Source organism: Corynebacterium sp. KPL1824 (assembly GCF_000478095.1).
In the GTDB taxonomy this organism is placed as follows: Bacteria; Actinomycetota; Actinomycetes; order Mycobacteriales; family Mycobacteriaceae; genus Corynebacterium; species Corynebacterium accolens.
In genome coordinates this window covers 58,109-77,234 of the sequence record NZ_KI515749.1, presented here as the reverse complement: position 1 = coordinate 77,234, position 19,126 = coordinate 58,109, and the positions used below count along the sequence as shown (strand labels likewise).

19 protein-coding genes are annotated in these 19,126 nt (G+C 59.6%); 6 read left to right on the top strand and 13 right to left on the bottom strand.

Annotated elements, in window-relative coordinates; translation table 11 throughout:
* Positions 1–13: 13 nt before the first annotated feature.
* Positions 14–2,245 (bottom strand): DUF6049 family protein, encoded by a 2,232-nt coding sequence (locus HMPREF1267_RS00335; protein ID WP_023028021.1) that lies wholly within the window; start codon positions 2,243–2,245, stop codon positions 14–16.
* The gene (locus HMPREF1267_RS00330) at positions 2,245–2,910 is read right to left on the bottom strand and encodes an NUDIX hydrolase (protein ID WP_023029760.1); all 666 of its coding nucleotides are present in this window, start codon (positions 2,908–2,910) and stop codon (positions 2,245–2,247) included. Before HMPREF1267_RS00330 ends, HMPREF1267_RS00335 begins: the two co-directional genes overlap by 1 nt.
* Positions 2,911–2,938: 28 nt before the next feature.
* On the opposite strand from HMPREF1267_RS00330, the gene HMPREF1267_RS00325 reads away from it, so the two are divergent.
* From HMPREF1267_RS00325 to HMPREF1267_RS00310, 4 genes are read left to right on the top strand one after another with little or no spacing between them, the layout of a single operon-like run.
* Positions 2,939–4,375, top strand: a complete 1,437-nt coding sequence (locus HMPREF1267_RS00325; RefSeq protein ID WP_005275927.1) for a CCA tRNA nucleotidyltransferase — start codon at positions 2,939–2,941, stop codon at positions 4,373–4,375.
* Positions 4,375–4,971: a YqgE/AlgH family protein gene (locus HMPREF1267_RS00320; RefSeq protein WP_005275922.1), complete on the top strand. Its 597-nt coding sequence runs from the start codon at positions 4,375–4,377 to the stop codon at positions 4,969–4,971. The genes HMPREF1267_RS00325 and HMPREF1267_RS00320 overlap by 1 nt, the downstream gene beginning before the upstream one ends.
* A gap of 39 nt (positions 4,972–5,010) precedes the next feature.
* On the top strand, positions 5,011–5,742 hold the full coding sequence (locus HMPREF1267_RS00315) for an AzlC family ABC transporter permease (RefSeq protein ID WP_023028020.1): 732 nt from the start codon (positions 5,011–5,013) through the stop codon (positions 5,740–5,742).
* Positions 5,743–6,075 carry a branched-chain amino acid transporter permease gene (locus HMPREF1267_RS00310; protein WP_023028019.1) on the top strand — a complete coding sequence of 111 codons (333 nt, stop codon included), beginning with the start codon at positions 5,743–5,745 and terminating at the stop codon, positions 6,073–6,075.
* Positions 6,076–6,082: 7 nt separating this feature from the next.
* Here the strand turns inward: HMPREF1267_RS00310 and HMPREF1267_RS00305 are convergent, their stop codons facing one another.
* From HMPREF1267_RS00305 to HMPREF1267_RS00285, 5 genes are all read right to left on the bottom strand, one after another.
* Complete coding sequence (locus tag HMPREF1267_RS00305; protein ID WP_034666947.1) at positions 6,083–6,394, bottom strand: hypothetical protein; 312 nt, start codon at positions 6,392–6,394, stop codon at positions 6,083–6,085.
* 6 nt (positions 6,395–6,400) lie between these two features.
* Positions 6,401–7,375, bottom strand: a complete 975-nt coding sequence (locus tag HMPREF1267_RS00300; protein ID WP_023028017.1) for a bile acid:sodium symporter family protein — start codon at positions 7,373–7,375, stop codon at positions 6,401–6,403.
* Between the two features lie 131 nt (positions 7,376–7,506).
* Positions 7,507–7,872 (bottom strand): Rieske 2Fe-2S domain-containing protein, encoded by a 366-nt coding sequence (locus HMPREF1267_RS00295; RefSeq protein WP_023028016.1) that lies wholly within the window; start codon positions 7,870–7,872, stop codon positions 7,507–7,509.
* A 117-nt stretch (positions 7,873–7,989) separates the two neighbouring features.
* Positions 7,990–8,205, bottom strand: a complete 216-nt coding sequence (locus HMPREF1267_RS00290) for a catechol 1,2-dioxygenase (protein ID WP_232018313.1) — start codon at positions 8,203–8,205, stop codon at positions 7,990–7,992.
* A 306-nt stretch (positions 8,206–8,511) separates the two neighbouring features.
* Positions 8,512–8,988: an SdpI family protein gene (locus tag HMPREF1267_RS00285; protein ID WP_034666944.1), complete on the bottom strand. Its 477-nt coding sequence runs from the start codon at positions 8,986–8,988 to the stop codon at positions 8,512–8,514.
* A 206-nt stretch (positions 8,989–9,194) separates the two neighbouring features.
* On the opposite strand from HMPREF1267_RS00285, the gene HMPREF1267_RS00280 reads away from it, so the two are divergent.
* Positions 9,195–10,406, top strand: a complete 1,212-nt coding sequence (locus HMPREF1267_RS00280) for a dicarboxylate/amino acid:cation symporter (RefSeq protein ID WP_023028013.1) — start codon at positions 9,195–9,197, stop codon at positions 10,404–10,406.
* A gap of 97 nt (positions 10,407–10,503) precedes the next feature.
* Here the strand turns inward: HMPREF1267_RS00280 and trpA are convergent, their stop codons facing one another.
* The 6 genes from trpA to HMPREF1267_RS00250 are packed head-to-tail and all read right to left on the bottom strand — an operon-like array spanning position 10,504 to position 17,194.
* A complete protein-coding gene (trpA, locus tag HMPREF1267_RS00275; protein ID WP_023028012.1) occupies positions 10,504–11,346 on the bottom strand; it encodes a tryptophan synthase subunit alpha in 843 nt (280 codons plus the stop codon).
* A gap of 2 nt (positions 11,347–11,348) precedes the next feature.
* Entirely contained in the window at positions 11,349–12,551 is a 1,203-nt protein-coding gene (trpB, locus tag HMPREF1267_RS00270; RefSeq protein WP_005275894.1) for a tryptophan synthase subunit beta, read from the bottom strand.
* 2 nt (positions 12,552–12,553) lie between these two features.
* Positions 12,554–13,981: a bifunctional indole-3-glycerol-phosphate synthase TrpC/phosphoribosylanthranilate isomerase TrpF gene (trpCF, locus tag HMPREF1267_RS00265; RefSeq protein WP_023028011.1), complete on the bottom strand. Its 1,428-nt coding sequence runs from the start codon at positions 13,979–13,981 to the stop codon at positions 12,554–12,556.
* Positions 13,982–14,004: 23 nt separating this feature from the next.
* Positions 14,005–15,024: an anthranilate phosphoribosyltransferase gene (gene trpD, locus HMPREF1267_RS00260; RefSeq protein WP_023028010.1), complete on the bottom strand. Its 1,020-nt coding sequence runs from the start codon at positions 15,022–15,024 to the stop codon at positions 14,005–14,007.
* The gene (locus HMPREF1267_RS00255; RefSeq protein WP_023028009.1) at positions 15,024–15,671 is read right to left on the bottom strand and encodes an anthranilate synthase component II; all 648 of its coding nucleotides are present in this window, start codon (positions 15,669–15,671) and stop codon (positions 15,024–15,026) included. Before HMPREF1267_RS00255 ends, trpD begins: the two co-directional genes overlap by 1 nt.
* Entirely contained in the window at positions 15,668–17,194 is a 1,527-nt protein-coding gene (locus HMPREF1267_RS00250; RefSeq protein WP_023028008.1) for an anthranilate synthase component 1, read from the bottom strand. The genes HMPREF1267_RS00255 and HMPREF1267_RS00250 overlap by 4 nt, the downstream gene beginning before the upstream one ends.
* 360 nt (positions 17,195–17,554) lie before the next feature.
* Between HMPREF1267_RS00250 and HMPREF1267_RS00245 the strand changes: the two genes are divergently transcribed.
* Positions 17,555–19,030, top strand: a complete 1,476-nt coding sequence (locus HMPREF1267_RS00245; protein WP_023028007.1) for an NAD-dependent succinate-semialdehyde dehydrogenase — start codon at positions 17,555–17,557, stop codon at positions 19,028–19,030.
* The last annotated feature ends 96 nt before the right edge of the window (positions 19,031–19,126 follow it).

The window sequence follows — 19,126 nt, the reverse complement described above, 5'->3', positions numbered from 1 at the left end:
ACAACTTCAACTTTTACTTTTCAGCCTTGTGATTTTTGCGTCGGTGACGGCCAAGCCGAAAGAGCGTAGCCAAAACCAGCGCGAGAGCGCCGGCTATGCCGGCAGCGTATAAGGTTACGATACCGGCACGTGTCTGCACGGAGATAGTGATGGGCTGCGAAATGGTCTGGTTTTTAGGAGTGGCCAGCCACAGCCCAATGTCCGTGCGATCCGCGTCCTTCGGCATATCAGCGGTCATGGATACAGTAATAGAGCCCTTAGCGGGAATACGGACGCTTTTGGGCGTGTTGAGCCGCGCGCCATCGGGGGCATCGTATTGCAGCTTCGCCTCCACCGGCAATGGCAGGCCATTTTCGGCCACGATGAGCAGCGGCGATGACTCAGATACGCGAGTATAAACATTGCCCGGGGGGATGAGGGAGACGGAATCGCGCAGATCCCGCAGCGTATTGGAGTGCATCTCCATGGTGCGGGAAAAGGACTGGCGCGCTGCGGCGTGGGTGCTCAAGCTATCGCGATTATGAAGCGATAAGGAATTGAGGAGATCGCGGCGCAGTGGCAGCACGAATTCAGAGCGCGTCATGGTGATATCAGGGTCATCCACCACGATATTCATCAGCTCATCGGTATAGCGCGCCTGTTGTTCAACGCGGGCCAATTCGGGCTCCGAAAAGACCGCCGGATCGATAAAGGGGCTGCCAGTGGGAGCGTTTGGATCGCCCTGCTTCAATTCCACTGTGCTGATCCCGCGGGGACGGGAGTGGCCGGAGTCGAGCAAGTCTTCCGCGGCGGCGAGTGCATGCTCGGCCGCACTTGGGTCCAAGTAGTTGGGAAGCTTGGCCACGGTATCTTCCCCACCCGCGAGGCTGAGGGCCGCCCCGCCCGTGATGGCGCGAGACAGAGCAGAATCTTTGGCGTAGTCATAGCGCAGCTCCGGGTTGGAATAGCCAACCGTCTGCGGCTTGGAGCCGGTTTGGGATAGCAGGGCGCCAAGGGAGGCATCGAAAGTCGCGGCCTCGCCGGACCAGTTCGAATTATCCGCAACCAGGGATGGCACCGGCAATTTTTGGTCAATATAACCGGAACCTACCGCCAAGATATTGCTGGCCGGTGCCTTGCTCAGGATGCGCTCAATGGTTTGATTGCCGCGCTGCAAACCCTCAAAGAGAAGGGCGGGATTATTGGCCCGTGCCACCGCAGAGGCATTCGCATTGGCCCAAGGCATGGCGATGAAACAATCCAACTCGCGCAGGCGCTCCAGCCACCGCTCGGCGTCATTTTTTGCCTCACCCGGCACTCCCTTGTCATCGTCACTGCCCCGCGACCAGGAATCGCGCAGGCGCTTGGGGCGATCGCCCTGCGCGGGGCGGGTGGAATTGACCGTATAGCCTTGCGCCATGCGGTTGACGGTATCGAGCAGCGCGGGATCGATGGCCACGCAGCCCGCTCCCTGCAGATCATGATCTTGGTAGGTAGAAACCAACCTATCGAGGCGGCCGCCTTTGTGTAGCTCATGCCCCAAATCATCCGAGGACAAGATGAGCTCTTCTCCCCCAAGCCCGCCGGGGACGATGTCCAGGTTCGCGCTGATGGGATAGACCACAGTGAGATCGTGGGGTTGGGAATCCTCGGCATCGTCGTGTTCTTCTTCTGGTGCCGCTTCTTCCGGTGCCGCGGCCGCAGCGGGATCTGTGGGGCCCTCTTCGGAGAACTGGGCCACGAAGCGCTCTTCCGCCAGACTCACCGCATCGCCCTCGAGGGTGCCGGTCAGGGTAAAGAGCAGCGGATAGGCGCCCGGTTCATTGATGGCCAAGGTGCGCTCGGCATCCAATCCACTGGGTACGGTAAAGCTTAATTCCCGGGTTTCCCCTGGTTGCAGCGGCGCGGTGGTCATGCCCGGGCCGTAATAAGGAAAATTACCGGTGGCCATTTCCGTCCGCGCTTCTGCCGCATTAGCCACGCTATCGCCGCGCCGGCTAGTTATCTGCAGATCTTCTAAGGGCTGATCGGTGGGGTTGTGCACGCGGAAGCGCAGCCGCAGGTCAGTGCCTACGGTAAAGGGCTGGGCATCGATAAGATCCAGATCGGCGCGCTCCGGGCCGCGCGCGCCCAGCCAAGCCTGGATATCCATCTGCTTGTCCGGAGCAGAGTCCATTTGGGCCGCCGCGTTTGGTAGGAACAATCCCCAACCGGCGAGTACCGCGCAGCCGCCGGCCGCGGCGAGTGATTTCAGGCGCTGGTGCATTAGCGTGGGGTCGCTTTCCCTGCGTCGGCTTCCTTTCGTGCGAGATCGGGGAGGAGATCGTGCGCGATGCGCGCGAGCTTGCGTTCGTCCGCGTACGCCAAGTGCTCGATGAGTTCAGAAACGGGGATCCAGGACACCTCGGTCACCTCTGGATCCTCATCGTTCATGATGCCGTCCACAAAACGCAGGAGGTGGTGGTGCACCGTCTTGTGAATGCGCACGCCATCAGAGACGAACCAATAATCGATCACCCCGAGGTCAGCGAAAACCTCGCCGGAAATGCCGGTTTCTTCCCATACCTCGCGCTCGGCGGTGACCTCCTTGGCCTCGCCATTTTCCACATGCCCCTTGGGCATGGACCACAATAAACGCCCGCGGCGGTCTAGGCGCCCGATAAGAGCCACGTAGACGCGGGACAGGTCCGCTTTACCGCTGCCGTCGACGCACTCGGCCAGCCCGGAGATTACGAGCCCGCCTGCCGAGGTCTCATCGCGGGTCTCCATGACGGTGGAGGTGCCATGATTATTGCCACCGCGTTGCTGCCTGCGCTGCTGGTTAGTGCGGCGCGTGCGGTTATCCGGCCGCCGCCGGCGCCGGCGCCGATTACGGCTACGGCCGCCTCCTTTGGAGGGGCCTTGCGCGGAGCCTTGTTCTTGGTTAGTCATCCCTGCCAATCGTAGTAGACTCTCACCCGTGAATTTTCAGGACACTCAGTTAATCGGCGTTCTTGCGCGCGCGGAGTCTACCGTGAACTCGCTCAGTGGCTTATTGAGCGGGCTGGTGGAGAAATTCAGCGCCCGCGGACATGCCCTCTATCTTGTGGGCGGCTCGGTGCGCGATGCGCTCCTCGGCCGCTTGGGCAATGATCTGGACTTCACCACCCCAGCGCGCCCGGAGGTGGTCAAGGAAATCCTGGATGAGTGGGCCGAAACGGTATGGGATACCGGCATTGCCTATGGCACCGTGTCCGCCGTGTACAAGGGCCAGCAGATTGAAATCACCACCTTCCGCTCCGATTCCTATGATGGGCAGTCCCGCAACCCCGAGGTCATCTACGGCGATAGCCTGGAGGGCGATCTGGTGCGGCGCGATTTCAAGGTCAACGCCATGGCCATTGAGCTGCTTGCCGATGCCACCTTTGAGTTCCACGATCCCCTCGGCGGCCTCCACGATGTGGCCAATAAGGTGCTCGATACTCCGGATAAACCGGAAATCTCCTTCCACGATGATCCGCTGCGGATGCTGCGCGCCGCGCGCTTTGCATCCCAATTGGAGTTTCACGTGGCAGACCGCGTGGTAGCCGCTATGCGCGATATGGCGGCAGAGATTCAGCGCATCACGGTAGAGCGCGTCCAAGTGGAGTTGGATAAGCTCATGTGCGGCAAAGCGCCGTGGGATGGCATCGATCTGCTGGTCAATACCGGGATTGCGGATTACATCTTCCCGGAGATCCCTGCCCTGCGCATGACCACGGACGAGCACGCCCAGCACAAGGATGTCTATGCGCACTCGCTGAAGGTGCTGCGCCAGGCCATGGATCAAGAAGAAGACGGCCCGGACCTGGTTTTGCGGTGGGCGGCGTTGCTGCATGACATCGGCAAGCCCGATACCTTCGATAACACCGACGGCAAGGTTTCTTTCCACCACCACGAGGTGGTGGGCGCCAAGCTGACGCGCAAGCGCCTGCGGAAGCTGAAATATCCCAAGGCCACGACGGAAGACATTGGCCAGCTGGTCTACCTGCACATGCGGTTCCACGGTTTTGGGGAAAATCAATGGACCGATTCTGCCGTGCGGCGCTACGTCAACGATGCCGGTGACCTCCTCCCCCGCCTGCACAAGCTGGTGCGCGCCGATTGCACTACCCGCAATGCCAAGAAGGCGCGGCGTTTGCAGCGCACCTATGACCAATTGGAGGAGCGAATCGAGGAGATTGGCCGCAAGGAAGACCTCGCGCGGGTGCGCCCGGATCTCGATGGCAACGAGATCATGGAGATCCTAGGCCTCTCCCCTGGCCCCGAAGTGGGACAGGCGTGGTCCTATTTGAAGGAAATGCGCCTGGAGTACGGCCCCCTCGAGCGGGAAGAAGCTATTGCGAAGTTGCGCCAGTGGTGGGAGTCTAAACAGTGATGTTTGCCGATAGATTATTTAATGCCCTCGAGCGCAACGATCCCGCCCCTGGGCAATTACTCGTGTCCGCACCGGGGATGTTGTCCCCGGAATTCGCCCGCTCCGTCATCTTATTGGTCGAGCACAATGACATGATGACCTTTGGCGTGGACCTGACCAAGCGCTCAGAGGTAGCCATTTTTAACGTGCTCCCAGAATGGATGCCCGTCGTTGCTAAACCACAGGCACTGTATATCGGTGGTCCGCTCAACCAGCAATCCGTCGTGGGCCTGGCGCAGACCAAGCAAGGCGTGGACCCAGATAAAGAAGAACAACTCAACCGCCTCGCACCGCGTCTAGCGCACGTGGATTTGCGCTCCAACCCGGAAGATATCGAGCCACTGGTCACCGGCATGCGCATGTTCGCCGGCTACGCCGAGTGGGGTCCCGGGCAGCTGGAGGAAGAAATCGAGGCCGGTGAATGGTTCGTAGCACCCGCCCTAGCGCAGGATGTGGTGGCCCCAGGCCCGGCCGATCTTTGGGCCGATGTCATGAAACGCCAGCCAATGCCCCTGCCGCTGTATTCCACCTATCCCGTGAATGTGGATGATAATTAATTCCTAGCGGCCGGTATGTGATCGGTTACACTGACCCGTATGCGCGAGGAAATCCACAAGGGCATTAAAGACACGTGGGCGGCGGCTCTCGGGCTAATTCCATTGGGCTTGGCTTTTGGCCTCTTGATGGTGCAATCCGGCTTTAGCTGGTGGTGGACGCCCATATTTTCCATCGTTATCTACGCCGGTTCAATGGAGTTTCTCGCCATTTCCATGGTTACCGGTGGTGTCTCCGCGCTGTCCTCGCTCCTTACCGGGTTTATGGTGAATTTCCGCCATATCTTCTATGGGCTAACATTCCCCCGCAAACGGATTAATTCCCCCGTGGGCAAGGCCTATTCCACCTATGCCCTCACGGATGAAACGTATGCCATCGTCTCGGCGCTCCCGCTCGAGGAGCGGCTTACCGGCACCCGCATTTTGAGCATACAAATCTTTTGCCAAATTCTGTGGGTAGGCGGCGGCATCGTTGGCGCGCTCGCCGGCCAGGTAATCCCCTCTTCCGTCGAGGGAATGGAATTCGCCCTCGTAGCCCTATTCGTCGTTCTAGCGATGGACTCCTTCCGCAATAATCAGGATCTGTCCCTCCCGCTATCGGCCGCGGCCTTGGGCATCCTCGCCGCATTCATTACCCCAGGGCAGCTGCTAATGGTCTCTCTGAGCGCCTATTTCTTATTGCTCATCATTCGCTACCTATCGCCTCGCGTGGATAACGCGCTTACCTGGCGGCTGCAGCCCCTTCCCTCCACGACCGTGAAGGAGGATAACTAATTGCCGGACGGAGTCAGTTTAGGCGCGATTGCTGCAGTGCTCATCCCTGTAGGCATCGTAACCGTCTTATTGCGGGAGCTTCCCTTCTCCGCAAAGAAGTGGATGAAGGACAGCGAGTTCTTTTCGCTGCTGGGCTTGATGATGCCCGTAGGCGTCATGACCATCCTGGTGGTCTATGCCGTTGCCGGACAGGCGGATGGCACCGGCGGCCTGTGGCCGGTGCTCTTGGGCGTGCTGGTCACCGCCGGGCTGCACAAATGGAAGCGGGATTCCGGACTATCCATCTTCGGCGGAACCGCGTTCTACATGATCCTGGTGAACCTGGTGCTGTAGGCCGCGCCTAGCTAAGCCCAAACTTGGTGGTGGCTTCCGTCCACAGCGCTTCAAATTGTTCTTGGTCCATGTATTGGGCGCTAATATCCGGGAACTCATCGTAGGTATCGGGGTGCGGGACGACTTCTTGCGGCTTGTCCACGTTTCCCGTGGAACTATCCGGGGTTGCTACCCCGACGACCGAGTCCGCGGGATCCAGGGCGATCATGCGGTGCATGCGGCAGCGCTGGGCGTCGTGTTCTTCTAATTCTGCGAGGTGGACCGCTGAGCCCACTCCCGGGACGGTCAGTTTGGTGCGCACATAAAGGTAATTAGCCATGGGCACTTAGTGTAGTTGCTCCTCGTCCTCCTGCGCGTACCGGGAGGCCAACACAGAACAGATCATTAGCTGCACCTGGTGGTAAATCATGAGCGGGAGGATCAATAGCCCGAGCGATGTTGACCCTGAGGCAAAGATGACCGAGGCCATGGGAAGGCCAGTGGCCAAGGACTTCTTGGATCCGCAGAATTGGATAGCGATGATATCGGCGCGTGAGAATCCTAGTTTTCTGGAGATAAACCGCGTCAGCCACAACATGAAGATGACGAAGGCTGCGGCGAAAACCACGAGGAACACGATCTCCCAGACAGAGATGGAGGACCAAATTCCATCGACCACGCCCTTAGAAAAGGCCGAATAGACCACCATGGCAATGGAGCCGCGGTCCACCACCTTTGTGGCCTTGCTCTGAGCGAAGTTCGTAATCCAGCGCCGGGTTAATTGCCCCAATATGAATGGAGCGAGAAGCAAGAGGGAGATTTCCCCAAAGACCGAGGTATCGATATGAAGGCCGGAACCAGTACCCATGAGCAACATGACCAGGACGGGCGTGATGAAGACGCCGGCCAAGTTGGAGGTTGAGGCGGAGACGATTGCTCCAGATACGTTTCCCTTAGCAATGGAGGTAAACGCCACCGAGGACTGCACGGTAGACGGGACTAGCGTGAGGAATAGGATCCCCATGTACATATCGTCCGTAATGACTCCAGTCAGCGGCCGCAGGGCCAGGCCGATGAGGGGATAAATCACGAAGGTGAATGCGAGAATGGTGAGGTGGAGCCGCCAGTGCTTAAGGCCATTCAAGGCCTCTTGGGTGGATAAGCGCGCGCCGTAGAGGAAGAACAAGAGCGCGATCGCTACATTCGTCAGATTCCCAAATACGTCAGCAAAGGTGCCGCGGGCCGGTGCAATGATCGCGATTGCCACGGCCGCAAGGATGAGGACGATGAGGGGATCTGGCTTTTTGAGTCTGTGCAGCATGACCCAAAGTGTAAACCGTCGTGCGTGGTTCCACGAAAGGTAGTGGGGATATTTTTCGCCCCTGTGCTCTTCTTAAGCCGCATGGTTTCACGTGAAACCATGAGTATAGAGCGTGATATGCCGGCGTGTATCTATGCGGTGGAGACCTTTGAGCCTTCTTGGCTTACTTCGTACTCTTTGAGCGGGTCTCGGCCTGGGCCTTCGATGACTGAGCCATCCTGCAGGTTGTAGGACGTATGATGCGCCGGGCAGGTGGCAGTCATGCCGTCGATCTCCGTGATGGGATTTTGTTGGTGCGGGCAGGTTTGGGAGTAGGCTTTAAACTCCCCTTCTTTCGGCTGCGTGAAGATAACTCCGTCAACGATGATTCCGGAGCCTACTGGAATGTCCGTTGCCGCGATTTCCGCGGACGGTTCTGAGCCACAGGCCGCGAGGTATGCACCTGCGAAAGTCGTAGCGGATCCGAGCAAAAACATGCGACGCGAACAGATAGTCATAGCCTCTACTCTATCCTGAATGGTTCACGGCCGGAACATGATTTCGGCAACGGTTAATCATATGTCGGGGCAGCTAAAGTGAAATGGTTCTGTGTAGGTTTCACGTGAAACACGAAATTAGGACAGGTTGCCGTTCCAGGTTGCGACCGGCCCGGCCTCGGTGGGCGTGAGTTCATAGGTGCCGGAATCTAGACCTAAGTCATTAACGATGGGATGTGGCCCGTCCCCTCCTGCGGCGTGCGATTCAGGTTCGACGCGGTGGGAGTCGGTGACATAGGAACCAATGCTAAAAGTGGAGACGGCGATTGCGGCGAGGGCTGTGGTTTTCTTCATGCCTCCCATTGTCTACTCTTCCCCGCTCTAGGTGTAGTGGCGGAGCCGAGCTCTGCGGAACCTCTATGCGAGTTCTAGGAATTCCCACAGGAATCCCCGTAGGTTGTGGCACGCCACTATAGATGGAGTCCAACATAGGTAGGTTTCGTTAAATACCCCCTACTTAATTTAGCTGTGACGAAAAGTGTGCGACACCGTGGTTGGAGTAATAACGTCACAGTGTCATAAAAAATCTCCCTGCCCCGTACCTGTGTGACGCGATTGCCGGACAGGAACGGGAGGGAGAAAAACTCGAAAGCTAGTTATTTAATTATCAGAGTGGCGGGCGGCCTGGCGGAGGGCACCCAGATCAACCTCGGGTTGAGCGGCGGAGTCTGTGGCCGCCTCTTCCCCACCGCAGCCGCCGGAGCCACAGTTGCAGCTATCGCCACAACCGTCCTCATCGGCATGCGCTTGCTCATAAAGAAATGCCGCGCGGGAGCCAAGGTTTGAGCCGACGGAAAGCGCGAGGATGGCGATTACGAAAGTCGTGACCGGAATAAGCCACATCCAACCTTCGGCACGAAAAGCTACGACGCCGCCGAAAAGCAGCGAAACTCCGCCAAGGGCCCAGAAGGGCCCCGCAACGGCGTGAGCATTATCCCACGCTTCTCGTGACTTTCGGATCTCTTGTAAGCGCAAGCCGATGTATTTATTGCCGGGTAACCGCTTGGTGGCGGCGAGTGCGCCCACCACGATAAGGAATACGGCAAGGATTAAAAATATGATTCCCACTGCGACCATATCCATAGTCTAATCCTGCAGGGCGAGATTGGAAATTAAGCTACGGGGCTGGTGTCTTAAATATAAGGTGCCTCGGGTAATATTCATTTTGGATCGACCGATAGATATTCGCTCGATTTTGCACCTGCACCACGCTGTCTCTCCTTCCGCTGGACCGCACCCAAGTGAGTCCCCGGACTGGGAACACCTAACCTGATTGTGATTGCATGAACCTCAAGAAAATAGTGGACTCTCTCCTTTTCCGCATCGTTCTCGCCATCGTGCTTGGCATCGTTTTTAGCCTCTTTGCCCCGGAGTGGTTTGGTCGAGCATTTGCCACCTTCAACGGGCTCTTTGGTAACTTCCTCAACTTCTTCATTCCTGTGCTGATTTTCGCCCTTGTCGCCCCGGCGATCGCCGGTCTTGGCAGGGGCGCAGGAAAATGGTTGGGGGTTACGGCGGGCATTGCCTACGGTTCCACCATTCTCTCGGGGTTGATCGCCTATGGCCTGGCACAGTGGCTCTACCCCTCGATGTTGGCAGGCCAGACCCTAGTGACCAATGTTTCGGACGTGGATGAGGGCTCGCTGTCCCCTTATTTCGAAGTGGAGATGGCACCACCGTTTGAAGTGATGACGGCGCTCCTGCTTTCTTTCTGCATTGGCGTCGCCATGACGACGGTCAAGTCCGATACGCTCTATACCGTCACCAAGGAACTGGAAAATGTGGTGGTTAAGGTCATTTGGGGATTCGTTATCCCCATCTTGCCGTTCTACATCTTCGGCATGTTCCTTGGCCTGGGTATGAACGGCAATATTGGCGATGTCCTTTCTGCCTTCGCGAAGGTCCTGATCCTGGCCGTGGTCATGACGCTGGTGTACCTCGTACTCCAGTATGTGGTCGCCGGGGCCATTGCAGGTAAGAATCCGTTTAAGGCGCTGCGGAATATGCTGCCGGCATACTTCACTGCATTGGGTACGTCTTCTTCTGCTGCGACCATCCCGGTGTCCTTGGAATCCAGCTTGCGAAACGGCATCTCGAAGCCGGTTGCGAGCTTTGTGATCCCGCTGTGTGCGACGATTCACCTGTCCGGGTCGATGATGAAGCTGACGCTCTATGCCTTCGCCATCGTCTTCATGGCGAATATGGATATCAGCACTGGCACCGGTCTTGGCTTTATCTTCTTGCTGGGAATCATGATGATCGCCGCTCCAGGTGTTCCGGGTGGTGCCGTTATGGTGGCCGTTGGCCTCTTGGCGGACATGATGGGCTTCGATGACGGAATGGTCGCGCTGATGATCGCCGCTTATATTGCGATTGACTCCGTCGGCACCGCAGCGAACGTGACCGGCGATGGTGCCATTGCGATGGTCGTCGATAAATTCGCCCGCGACAAGGTCGATACCCTGAACGACGAAGAGGCAGAGACCGCAGCCTAGTTTCCCGTGAAACATTTGCGCCCCCTGGCTTCCCCACCCAACAAATGTGGGAGGAAGCCAGGGGGCTCTTTCGTGCGCTGCTACCTTTTAAAAGGCACTATTTCTTGGTCGCTTCCTTCATCGCGGAGATGAATTCGGTCAGCTCAGCGTGCAAGGCATCGGCATCCTCGATCGTCCCAGCGGCACCAGTTTCACGTGAAACATGGCGGTTGATGATCTTGGTGATCGCGGATCCAGTAATGGCGCCCGCGGCGTTTGCGGCGATGGCATCGGCGACGTGCTGCGGTGAGGAGATACCGAAACCGAGTAAGACCGGAGGTCCATCGAACCGCTGAATGCTGGCGACCACCTCGTCGAGGCCGGTGGTCTCGGATTCCTTCTCGGTTCCCGTCACGCCATCGCGGGAGATGGCGTAGATATATCCCTGTGAATGCTCGGCAACGCCGGCGAGCGTGCGTTCCGCGGCGCGCGCAGGGGCGATGAAGATCGGGTTGATACCGGCTTCCTTTGCCGCGGCGATGAATGGGGTGCCTTCGCGCACGGGGACATCGGGAAGCAGAATGCTATCGGCGCCAGCTTCCGCGAACTCAGCATAGAATTTCTCCACCCCACGGGCGAATGCAACGTTGCCATAGATCAACATGCCGATGGGCAAATCGGGGAACTCGGAACGAATCTTTCGGACCTGATCCAAAGCGCTATCCAGGCTCGCTCCCCCATCGAGGGCGCGGATGTGCGAGGCTTGGATGGTAGGACCATCCGCCACCGGGTCCGAGAAGGGGACGCCGAGCTCCAAGGCATCCGCCCCGGCGGCGACTGCGGTGCGGATGATATCCAGGCTCGCCTCAGGAGTTGGATCGCCCAGCATGATGAAAGGGACAAACGCGCCCTCATTCTTCTCACGCAACGCGGCAAAAAGTTTATCGTAACGGCTGCCCATGATTAGTTCTCCTTGAGTTGCAGTTCGGGGTGGGATTCCAGGGTGTGGCGGACATGGTCGATGTCCTTATCGCCGCGGCCGGAAAGTGAGACGAGGATGGTGATGTCTTCGGCCTTGCGCTTGAGGGCGTACGCCAGCGCGTGGGAGGATTCGAGGGCGGGAATGATGCCTTCCTTCTTGGACAAGAGTTGGAATGCCTCTAGGGCTTCGGCATCCGTGATTCCGACATATTTTGCGCGCCCGGTTGCGTGCAGGTGCGCGTGCTGTGGGCCCACGCCGGGGTAATCCAAGCCAGCGGAAATGGAATAGGATTCTTCCACTTGGCCGTCAGAATTGCGCATGAGGTAACTGCGCGCGCCGTGGAGGATGCCCACCGTGCCATTGTTAATGGTGGCGCCGTGTTCCCCGGAATCGAGGCCCGCACCGCCTGGCTCGGCGCCTACCAATTCCACCGCATCCTCATCGATGAAGTCAGCGAACATACCGATGGCGTTGGAACCGCCGCCCACACAGGCGACGACGAGATCGGGAAGGCCACCCGTCTTCTCGAGGAGCTGGGCCTTGGCCTCGGTGGAAATGACGCGGTGGAATTCCCGGACGATCGTGGGAAATGGGTGCGGCCCGGCCGCGGTACCGAGTAGGTAGTGCGATTCATGGAAGGTCGCGGTCCAATCGCGCAGTGCCTCGTTGACGGCATCCTTCAACGTCCCGGATCCGGTATCGACGGGGACGACCTTGGCGCCCATAAGCTCCATGCGGAAGACGTTGGGCTGCTGGCGCTGGACATCCTTGGCACCCATGTAGACCACACACTCGAGATCGAGCAGCGCACAGGCCAAGGCGGTTGCCGTGCCGTGCTGGCCCGCGCCGGTCTCGGCGATGATTCGCTTCTTGCCCATGCGCTTAGCCAAGAGGGCTTGCCCGAGCACCTGGTTGGTCTTATGCGCCCCGCCGTGGACGAGGTCCTCGCGCTTCAAGAAGATCCGCGCCTTTCCGCCGAGCTTCTTTACCTCGGTAACGGGGGTCGGACGACCCAGGTAGTCGCGCAGCAATCCTGAAAGCTCTTCGCGGAAGCTGGGATCATTCTGGGCATCGACAAACGCCTGCTCCAATTGATCCAATGCGGGGATGAGGGATTCTGGCACGTATTGGCCGCCGAATTCCCCGAAGTATGCGGGAAGGAGTGTTTCACGTGAAACGGGCATGGTTAATCTTTCTTGTCAGGTTGGTTGAATAATCGGATGGTGCGGAAGGATTGCGATATCAGGGCGACGTCTTTGCGTCCGGGGCACGTTTCTAATCCCGAATTCAGGTCGAGCCCCGCGGTTCCTACGCGGAGCGCGCCTTCCAGGTTGTCTAGATTGAGGCCACCGGCCAAGAGGCTGTGTGCTTTAATGTCGTCCGGGATTGCCGTCCAATCAAAGCTTTGGCCGGTGCCTCCCCTACCCGAGTCGAGCACGAGGCGGTCCACGCTCGCGGCGAGTTCCGGCGCCAGTTCTACCCACTGAGGGTCGGTCATGTCGATGGCCCGCCAGACAAACTCCGCGTCGGTGTCCGCGAGGAGCGCGCGGGCGCGCTCGATCAGCGCGAGCTCTCCGTCTAAGTTGCCCTGGAACGGGGCATGCAACTGGACTCCGGATAGGCCACGGGTTGCCGCTATCTCCCGCAACACGGCGGGGTCGTCGCTGCGGCTCACTGCTACGAAATCCAAGCCGGGTTCGGCGGCGATGATTTTCTCGGCGGTTTCACGTGAAACATTGCGCGGGGAATCCGGAGCGAAGACGAGCCCTCCGTAGCGGGCACCGGCGGCGCGCGCGGCTTGGGCGGTGGAGGCGGCGGTGAGCCCGCAGACCTTATTCGCGCCGAAGAGCAGATCCCGGGCGGCGCGGTCGATGTCCTCCTGGGAGGTGAGTTGGGAGCCGACGAGGAAGGCATTGGCGTGGGCGCCCAAGAGCCGGATGGTGTGGTTATCGCGGATGCCGGATTCGGAAACGACGACTTTATCGTTAGGCACGTACCTGGCGAGCTGCTCGGTGCGGGAGAGGTCGATGCTCAAGTCATGGAGGTTGCGGTTATTAATGCCGATGATCTCCACCCCGAAGGACAGCGCGCGGTCCACCTCCTCCTTGGTGATGGCCTCAGTCAGAACATCGAGCCCCAACTCATCCGCCAGGGACTTCAGTTGCGCAAAGGTCTCATCGTCCACGATGGACATCATCAGCAAAATGGCATCCGCGCCGTAGTAGCGCGCGGCATAGACCTGAACCGGATCGACGATGAAGTCCTTGCACAAGACCGGCAGGTGCGTGGACTGCGCCACGGTCTGCAGATGATCGTAATCCCCACCGAACCGCTCCGGCTCGCACAGCACGGAAATGGCATCCGCGTAGCGGGAGTAGACGCGCGCGATATCGCCGGGGCGGTAATCCTCGCGAATCATTCCGAGGGATGGCGACGCAGATTTGCACTCCATAATGAAGCGATTGGTGCCATTGAGGGCCGCAAAAAGCGAACGGCGGGACGGCTCAAGCTTGTCCACATCTACGTGGGCGATGCGCTCGCGAATGCCGGCAAGGTGGGTGCGCCGCTTCGCCACAATCCCTTCGAGCACCGTCGGCAGTTTGTGTTCTGTCATTTCTTTTCCCTCGTGTGGCCTTCTCAGTATTCCGCTTGCTCGTGGGTGCGCAGCCAGCGGTCCACTTCCCCGCTATCGATGAGCTCCTTGGCGTGGGCGACGCCCTCTGCAATCGAGGCCGTGGTGCCATCCAGATAAAACATCGCTCCAGCCGATGCCGCGACCGCATCATAGTGCGCCGGCTTGCCCGAACCATTGAAGATGGCGCGCACGTGCTCGGCATTATCCTGCCCGTCCCCACCGGCGAGCTCACTGAGCTCATGCTTGGCGATGCCCAACCCCTCCGGCGTCAGCTCATAGTGCGAAATCTCGCCATCTTTTAGCTCCCAAACCTGCGTGGTGCCGTGGGTAGCGATCTCATCGGTACCGGCGCCGTGGACGACGAGAGCCCGCCTGCGCCCCAGCTCCCGAAAGACCTCCGTGATCATGGGGCCCTGGGCGGGGTTGGCGATGCCCATGATCTGTAGCTCGGGACGGCCCGGGGAGAGCAAGGGACCTAAGGTATTGAAAATGGTGGATACCCCGAGCGCCTTGCGCACCGGTTGCACGTGAGCCACCGCGGGGTTGTAGGCCGGAGCGAAGAGGAAGGTGAAATTGGAGGCCTCGAATTGTCGGACGGCGCGGTCCACGTCGAGGTCCAGCGGAATATTTAGCGCCTCGAGCACATCGGCGGAACCGGACTTGGAGGAAACGGACCGGTTGCCGTGCTTGACCATCCTCACTCCCCCAGCGGCGGCAACCAAGGAGGCGGCGGTCGTGATATTGATGGTATTCGCGCCATCGCCACCGGTTCCCGCGGAGTCCATGAGGCCCTCACCAGTAATGGGAAAGGGGTGGCCAACTTTCAGGAATGCCTTGGCGGCACCCGTGATATCCGCGAGGGTTTCGCCGCGGGTACGGATATGGGTCAGTAGCGCGGAGATCTGAATATCGTCATAATCGCCCACGGCGACTGGGGTGAAGACCTCGGTGGCCTCCTCCACGGTGGGCGCGGGATTATCCAAAAAGGCTTGCAGTGTTTTCAGCGGGTTCTGGTTCGTCATTAGTCTTTTAGCTCCGTAGTGGGATGAGTGGATAGTCGGTGGATGCAGCGGTCCAGCATGTCTGGGCCACGAGGCGAGAGGATCGACTCGGGGTGGAATTGCATGCCCAGCGCCATGCCATCGTCTGTCTCGGCGGCCATGGCGATGGTCCCAATCTCTGCTTCCGTCTCCGCGAGCACCCGCATGCCGGCTGGCACGTGGGTGCACCCCAAGGAGTGGTACCGGGCCACCGGGACCTGGGTGCCGGGGACGCCGGGTTGGGCGGGATCGGCATCGGTGGCTAGGCCGGCGAAGACTGGGTGGGCGGCGCCGGCATCGGTAAGCGTCATGGGCATGGACTTGCCGTGCACGGGGCCGCACGGCCCTACCCCGCCACCGTGGTAGTCCAGCAGCGCCTGGAAGCCCAAGCAGACGCCGAGGATGGGAATGGTGCCCAAGGTGGCATCAATAAGCTCCATCATGCAGCCAGCGTCGCGCGGGTGGCCGGGGCCTGGGGAAAGGACAATAATATCGGGCTCGGCCGCCAGCACCTCCGCGACGGAGACGCTGTTGCGGTAGACGGTGGTGCGGTAACCGGCGAGGGCATCGACGAGGTTATAGACAAAGGAATCGTGGTTATCGAGCAAGACCACGTGCGGTGAATTCATCGCTGTACCTCCAGGGTGGCGTTGTGCGCGAGGGCAATGGCGTGGAGAACGGCATAGGCCTTGTGCAGGGTTTCATCGGCTTCGGAATGGGGGACGGAATCGTGCACCACCCCGGCACCGGCTTGGACGGCGGCCGTACCGCGGTGCACGAAGGCGGAGCGAATGACAATGCAGGTATCCATGGCGCCGTCGCCGCGCAGGTACCCCACCGCGCCGCCGTAGGAGCCACGGCGCTTGTGTTCGGCCTGCCGGATGAGCTCGCTGGCGCGCAGCTTGGGCGCGCCGGTCAACGTTCCCATGTTCATGCAGGCGCGGTAGGCATCGAGGGCATCGAAGTCCTCGTGCAAGGTGGCGGTCACGCGGGAAACCAAGTGCATGACCCGCGAATAGCGATCCACTTGGAGCAGGTCCGCCACTCGCCGAGTGCTGGGCTTTGCCACGCGGGCGAGGTCATTGCGCGCGAGATCCACCAGCATGGTGTGCTCGGCTAGCTCCTTGGTATCCGTGCGCATTTCTAGCTCGTTGCGGATATCCAACTCATCGTTGATCGTGCCATCCGGGTTGAGCCCGCGGGGCCGGGTTCCGGCGATGGGATAGAGCTCCACCTGCCGAGTCGCGGGGTCAAATTTCAGATTAGATTCCGGTGATGCGCCGAAAAGCTCGTAATCTTCTCCCCGCAGATAGAACATATACGGCGAAGGATTGGTCTCCCGGAGCTGGCGATAGGCCGCGAAGGCATCGGGGCAGTTCACCGTGAAGGTGCGGGCGGGGACGACCTGGTAAATATCGCCAGAGTCAATATTTCCCTTGAGCCGCGTTACCTGCTCGCAAAAAGCGGCATCGTCAATATCCGCGGTCGCCGCCAGGGTCCCTGCGGTTTGGCCTGGCGCCGGATCCTCTATGGCGGTGATGGGCGTGGCGGCAAGCGCATCGAGCCTGTCTTCCAAGCGGGCTCGGTCGATATCCCAGCCCTCTACGCGCGCCGTCTGTGTTAGGTGGTCCACCGCAAGGACGGTCTGGGCGACGAGGAATTCATAATCGGGAAACGTATTAGGCCCCTCGCCTACCTCGGGCAGGTTTTCAAAGGTGGCCAAATAGTCATAGGCAAAGCCTCCGGCGACGAAGGGCAACAGGGGCGAGGAATACGAATCATCGCGCTGCAGCGCGCGGAGGATATCGGCCGTCGATTCATCCAGGAGCCGTTGCCGTTCATCGGACTCGTTGGAGGGCGAAAACTCAAAGACAATTTCCGTGGTTTCACGTGAAACAATTCGGTCTGCGAAGCGCGATTGCAGCATGGAGATAAGCCGCTCCCCCGCCGGGCTGAGCGCGAGTACGCGAACCCGCTGGCCGGTACAGGTCACTTTGGCCGCGGCATCGAGCACGGCGAGGCACGTGAGGTTCTTCTTGGTTTCAATATCCGCGCTTTCCAATAATAAGGAATCGCTCGGTCGCGCCAAGCTATGAAATAGCGCTGAGGCATCCCGGCAATAGGCAATATCGCGGGTGGCGGTGTATGTCATTGCAGTGCCCTTTCGGGAGTAACTGAGGAACAGAGTGCGAGGGACCCGAGGTATCCGCGAGCAAAGGCACTGAAAACGCCGAAAGGCCCGCAGAATGCGAGCCTAAAAATGGGTTGCGAAGAAAGGCCCGCGAGTTACGCGCGCCACCACCAACGAGTAGTCATTTTCTTCATGTGCACTAGCCTAGCCTAAATTTCTATAGGGTGGAAGAAACAAATGAAAAATATTCAAACCGGTTCTTATGCGTCTTTTATGTGTCGCCCGAAAGCGACCTAAGGAGCTCGACTTTGAACCACGTCGATCCAAGCCGAAATCGGAGTAGTGTGGTGTAAGTCTATATTTCCAAGAAAGGTGATGGTTATGAGCATCAATATCGAAGAGGTAATTGCAAAGGTTCCTACCCAGTTGCTCATCGGTGGTGAGTGGCGCGACTCCACCTCCGGGGAGACTTTCGACGTGGAAAACCCGGCCACGGGCGAGAAGCTCGCGACGCTTGCTTCCGCGAACAGGGAGGATGCCACTGCCGCCCTGGATGCCGCCTGCGCCGTCCAGGATGAGTGGGCCCGCACCACGCCGCGCGAGCGCGCAGAGATCTTGCGCCGGGCTTTCGAACTCGTGCAGGAGCGCGCGGAAGACTTCGCCGCGCTGATGACCCTTGAGATGGGCAAGCCCATCGCGGAGTCCAAGGGTGAGGTCACCTACGGCGGGGAGTTCCTCCGTTGGTTTAGCGAAGAAGCGGTGCGCGATTATGGCCGCACCGCAACCGTTCCCGAAGGTACATTGCGGATGATCACCCGCCGCAAGCCGGTGGGCCCCTGCCTGTTGATTACCCCGTGGAACTTCCCGCTCGCGATGGCGACCCGCAAGGTGGCCCCCGCGGTGGCAGCGGGCTGCACGATGGTGCTCAAGCCGGCGAAGCTTACTCCCCTCACCGCGCAGTACTTCGCGCAGACCATGCTCGATGCGGGCCTGCCCAAGGGTGTGCTCAACGTCGTATCCGGCAAGTCCGCCTCCGCTATTTCGGAGCCGCTGCTTGCCGATGCCCGCCTGCGCAAGCTCTCCTTCACCGGCTCCACCCCAGTGGGCAGGACCCTGCTGAAGGGTGCGGCCGATAACGTATTGCGCACCTCCATGGAGCTCGGCGGAAACGCGCCGTTCATCGTCTTCGAAGATGCGGACATTGATCAGGCGGTTAAGGGCGCGATGGGCGCCAAGATGCGCAATATCGGTGAGGCCTGCACGGCGGCCAACCGCTTCTTGGTCCACGAATCCGTGGCTGAAGAGTTCTCTGAAAAGCTCGTCGCGGAGTTTAAGAAGCTCAAGCTGGGCAACGGCATGGATGAGGGCGTGACCTGTGGCCCGCTCATCGAGCCTAAGGCCCTCGATAGCGTCTCCGGCCTCGTGGACGATGCCGCCGAGAAGGGCGCCACCATCCTTACCGGCGGCAAGCGGGCAGGCGGCGACGGCTACTTCTATGAGCCGACCGTCATTAGCAATGTTTCACGTGAAACACGCGTTTCTCAGGAAGAGATCTTCGGTCCCGTCGCCCCGATTATCACCTTCAGCACCGAGGAAGAGGCACTCGAGATCGCCAACGACACCGAGTACGGCTTGGCGTCCTATGTCTTTACCGAAGATTCCGATCGTCTCTGGCGCGTCGCCGATGGCTTGGAGTTCGGCCTGATGGGCTTTAACGCCGGCGTTATTTCGAACGCCGCCGCCCCATTCGGTGGCGTCAAGCAGTCGGGTTTGGGCCGCGAGGGCGGCGCGGAAGGCATTGCGGAATACACCACCGTGCAGTACTTGGGCATCCGCGACCCTTATGCGAATGCCTAATACCGCCCAGCAATCACAGTTTAGAACGCTCTTATAACCGCGTTTGATTAAACAATTAAGTGCCCGCGGCGTATACTCACTCCCCGCATAATTGTG